Genomic DNA, 4,178 nt, shown 5'->3' on the forward strand with positions numbered 1-4,178 from the left:
ATTGTCTCATCAATTTTTTGATAATTGACCACTGTTACATTTGGTAAATCGAGGAGTTGATCAAAATTTATCCACATAACCCACCTCCTGTTCTGTGTTACTATTATACCATGCTCACACAGAACCTAGAAGAGCCAATGTGGGGCAATATCGGCAGTTATAGCGGCAAAGAAACGATGTTATTAATTGGCTGGTTGGTCAGTTGGCCGATACTGCATTATCTTTGGAAAGATCGCCAGATAAAAGCTAAGACCATTCTCTTTTGGTTTTTTGCCCTCATGATTGCCGCCACGGCCATGTCATGGCATCCACTATTTCCCTATTTACCCTTAACTTAAAGCCTAGGAGGTGACAAAATGAACGCTCAAGTTAGAAAGGTTTCCTCGCGTAAAATGCACGATATCGTCTGGATATTAGTGGGACTTTTTGGTTTATTTGCCATTACTTTTCCCCTGGCTATGTGGCGAGTGAGCAATATGGAAAAGTTTCAAGGTTCTCATGTGAAATCTTTGGTCGTAGAAGGAGAAAACGCTCCCCAATCTTCACAGCTTAAAACTAAATAAATCTCAGTTTTGGATAATCTGAGTTTTGGATAAGTCGAAACCCTGAGACTCAATCCGAATCTAAAACTCTGATTAACAGACAAAACTCTCCAAACTGTGAACAATTGCTAAGTAGGTAGGCGTTAAAAGTTGTCAGATGCCCCCCTTATTAAGGGTAGATCCCCCCGCCTATCGGCACCCCCCTTATCAAGGGTAGATCCCCCCGCCTATCGGCACCCCCCTTATCAAGGGGGGCAGGGGGGATCGAACCTAAAATCCATTTTTAATTTAATTATAACCAGCTACTTATAACAACTTTTTAGCAAAATCGATCGCCTCCTGAAAAACTGTGACTTGTCCCTCAATTTGGGCAATTTGTACCTCAGTTAATAACTTACCAATAATCGGACTAGGTTTCAGGTGTAAATGGTTAATTAAATCATCGCCCCTTAATAAAGGTCGGGGATGGGCGATAATATTATCGGGATCGAGATAGGAAGTCAACAGAGAAGCGACGATATTTTTGTTAATCCCCATTGATAAAGCAAAAAGAGCAAAGATAGGAAATACTTTTCCCGTATTTAGATAAATAAAATACTGTTCCCGCAGACTTAAATTATCTGGCTCCTTGAGAGGAGGTAAACACTTAATCACCGTGATTACCGTGCGAATTTCCCCCCTGGAATACTTGAGATCGATTAACTCTTTTTCCGCTTCTGCTAAAATATCCGATACCAATAGGGCCAATTTTGTCAACTGTAACTGAGAAGGGGAAAAGATAAAGTTTTCCGGTAACAAAGATTCTAAAAATCCCGCTGCCGCTTCCACCCCCATAACTCGCTCCATTTTTGCGGGGGTAATCCGACGCAACCAGAGAGATAATAGGCCATCTTCCCAGGCACTTTTTAGCCATTTATTGCCACGGGAATTGAGCAAAAGGTAATTCAACTCGGATTGTACCCTTTCGGCGGCTACACGGCGCAATAAAGGGGCAAGAGAACGAATAGTTGCACGGGTATGGGGTTCGATCTCAAAGTCCAATTGAGCCGCTTGTCGATAGGCCCTTAATAATCTTAGGGGATCATCTTGGAGATTTTCGCGGGAAATCATCCGCAGGGATTGGCAGCCTAAATCTTTTAATCCCCCTAAAGGATCGAAAATTTCTTGGGTGTGGAGATTATAAGCGAGAGCATTAACGGTGAAATCCCGTCTTTTTAGGTCTATTTCTAGAGATTCTCCCTCCTGTTGTGCGAAATCAAGGGTCCCCTGCGGAAAAACGACGCGAGCAATTTGACGAACGGCATCTAAAACCACAAAACCGGCCTTATACTGATGGGCAATAGTTTGGGCAATTTCGATCGCTTTTTCGGGAACCACAAAATCTAGGTCAATATAGTCTTTCTGACGGTTTAATAAAGCGTCTCGCACAGCACCACCGACTAAATAAGCATTTTCTGGCAATTCTTGCTGATTAATCGCAAAAACTTCTTTAACTAAACTATCTAGGTTTTTTTGACAAGACATCGAGAAGATAAATTTACAAAAATATAATTTTGACCGGCCCCATTTGGGGAGAGACTGAGCTAGATTAACGGAAAAGACTTATAGAGTTAAACCTATGTGTATTTGTATTAACTGCTATTTTGTTGATCGCTGTCTCACCTATCATGCCGTAGAAACACAACATCAGGAACGTCATCTCACCGAGACACCGGACTTTGAAGCGAAGAACCCTTCTATTAACGTTAACATTCGCACCAAGGAAGATTATATCGAAATGGAATGGGATGTGGTGGGTTGCGACAGCTTTTTACGCGAAACTGGTAAATGGTCTAGTTTGCGTCCTGGTGAACCAATTCCCACCTAAAATACCTGAACTTCTCCCCATACATATCTACTACAAGAGCCGAAAACCCTTGTCCAGCAATGGATAGACCCGTTAACTTTTCTTGCTGTACTCGTGCAATAGTGGTCATGTACATGGAAAAAGTTCCGATTGAGTCGATGTGGATTGTTGAAGCTAAGGGACGCAGAGTTGACATCCTCGCCGCCCTAAAAGTGCGGCGATTCCTAAACCTCACGATTTAAGTTTCTGCTTCCACCACCGTCGCATACCACAGTTAAAAAACCATGTACTGTCTTACACAGAGTCCACAGACTTTCGCCCCATTTCAGAAGCCCGATTCCGTGTGTCCCACGGTACGTTGACCGCCTATAGCTTCTTGTACTTGTTGCGCGCGACTTTTTACCCGGCCAAGCTTTTCTGGTCGGAACCCCCTAAGCCGAGTTTTCAAGGCTTCGGCCGTGAGCTCAGCCGAACGGTGCTGCGCCGTCCACTTGGTTTTCGAGACTGGCCTTTTAATTCTAACGTAAAGCCAACCTAGAACGGCGGGGTTTCAGACCCAAAATTTCCGATGAAGCGAGAAATGGTTCTGTTCAGCTAATTTCAGGCGAAGAGGCTTTAGCGCAAGTCAGACGGCTGTAAGTGCGTTCGCCATGTTACAGGATAAAATAATTAAACCGAGTTGAAATCGAAGTCAAGGATATGGTAATTCGACAACCCCGCTACAGCAAAAAAGAATTTGCCCGACGTGGTAATGAACTCTTTGACATCCTCACCGCCGTAAACGGACGGTGATTCCCAAACCTCACGATTTAGGTTTCTGCTTCTTTCCCGAAGGATTTTTCGCACCTGCCTTAACAGATTTACTCTGTTCTGGTCTTATGGTCGCTCTACAGACTGACACCGCAAGCCCTGCGGCCAAAATATTTTTACTTGCGTTAATATCTCGGTCATGGTGAGTCCCACAGTCTGGACAGTCCCATTCTCGAACATTTAACGGCATTTTCTCAGCAATATACCCGCAATTACTACACTTTTTAGAACTGGGAAACCATCTATCTATTTCGATGTAATTTCTACCGTACCAACGGCATTTATAGGCTAATTGTCGAGTGATTTCTCCCCAGCTTACATCAGATATTGCCTGAGATAATTTCGGGTTTTTGACCAGATTCTTGACGGCTAAATTCTCAACCACAATCGTTTGGTTTTCACGAACTAATTGAGTGGTTAGCTTATGTAAATGGTCTTTTCTGCTATCGGTGATTTGAGCGTGAATTCTGGCTACTTTGATTTTTGCCTTTTCTCGATTCTTTGAGCCTTTCTGTTTTCTAGAAAGATTTTTTTGTGCCTTTCGCAGTCTCCGATAATGTTTCTTAAAATGCTTGGGATTAGATACTTTATCGCCATCGCTGGTAATGACAAGACTACTAATTCCTAAGTCAATTCCGATGGCTTTATCTGTTACTGGTAATGGCTTAATTGTTGGGTCATCAAATCTAATTGAAATATGCCAACGTCCTGAGGGATGTAATCTGACTGTTACTGTGCTTGGTTCACAGCTTTCTGGTATTTGTCTTGACCATCGAATCGCTAAGGGTTCCGTGCATTTGGCTAAATAGATTTGTTTGTCTTTAAATTTAAAGGCTGATTTGGTAAATTCGGCACTTCCTCCTTGATGTTTTTTCTTAAAGTTGGGATACTTAGTACGACCAGCAAAGAAATTAGTGAAAGCTGTTTGTAAATGTCTTAACCCTTGTTGTAAGGGTACACAGCTAACTTCGTTTAAAAAC

The 4,178-nt window shown here is 42.6% G+C and carries 6 protein-coding genes; 4 read left to right on the plus strand and 2 right to left on the minus strand.

The genetic code is table 11. The features are described from left to right. Window positions 1-110 precede the first annotated feature (110 nt). Window positions 111-338 carry a hypothetical protein gene (locus IM485_RS16795; protein WP_287744457.1) on the plus strand — a complete coding sequence of 76 codons (228 nt, stop codon included), beginning with the start codon at window positions 111-113 and terminating at the stop codon, window positions 336-338. An 18-nt stretch (window positions 339-356) separates the two neighbouring features. Then, window positions 357-563, plus strand: a complete 207-nt coding sequence (locus tag IM485_RS16800) for a hypothetical protein (protein ID WP_002779193.1) — start codon at window positions 357-359, stop codon at window positions 561-563. Window positions 564-848: 285 nt separating this feature from the next. Here the strand turns inward: IM485_RS16800 and IM485_RS16805 are convergent, their stop codons facing one another. Further along, the gene (locus IM485_RS16805) at window positions 849-2,066 is read right to left on the minus strand and encodes a tRNA nucleotidyltransferase/poly(A) polymerase-related protein (RefSeq protein ID WP_287744459.1); all 1,218 of its coding nucleotides are present in this window, start codon (window positions 2,064-2,066) and stop codon (window positions 849-851) included. Window positions 2,067-2,160: 94 nt separating this feature from the next. On the opposite strand from IM485_RS16805, the gene IM485_RS16810 reads away from it, so the two are divergent. After that, the gene (locus IM485_RS16810) at window positions 2,161-2,409 is read left to right on the plus strand and encodes a Ycf34 family protein (RefSeq protein ID WP_002745598.1); all 249 of its coding nucleotides are present in this window, start codon (window positions 2,161-2,163) and stop codon (window positions 2,407-2,409) included. A 59-nt stretch (window positions 2,410-2,468) separates the two neighbouring features. Beyond that, the gene (locus IM485_RS16815) at window positions 2,469-2,630 is read left to right on the plus strand and encodes a hypothetical protein (RefSeq protein ID WP_222595585.1); all 162 of its coding nucleotides are present in this window, start codon (window positions 2,469-2,471) and stop codon (window positions 2,628-2,630) included. Window positions 2,631-3,190: 560 nt separating this feature from the next. Here IM485_RS16815 and IM485_RS16820 read toward each other — a convergent pair. Further along, window positions 3,191-4,178, minus strand: a 988-nt coding sequence (locus IM485_RS16820; protein ID WP_287744465.1) for an RNA-guided endonuclease InsQ/TnpB family protein, incomplete at its 5' end; no start/stop codon positions are given.

This window comes from Microcystis sp. M169S2 (genome assembly GCF_020245865.1).
Lineage (GTDB): Bacteria > Cyanobacteriota > Cyanobacteriia > Cyanobacteriales > Microcystaceae > Microcystis > Microcystis ichthyoblabe_A.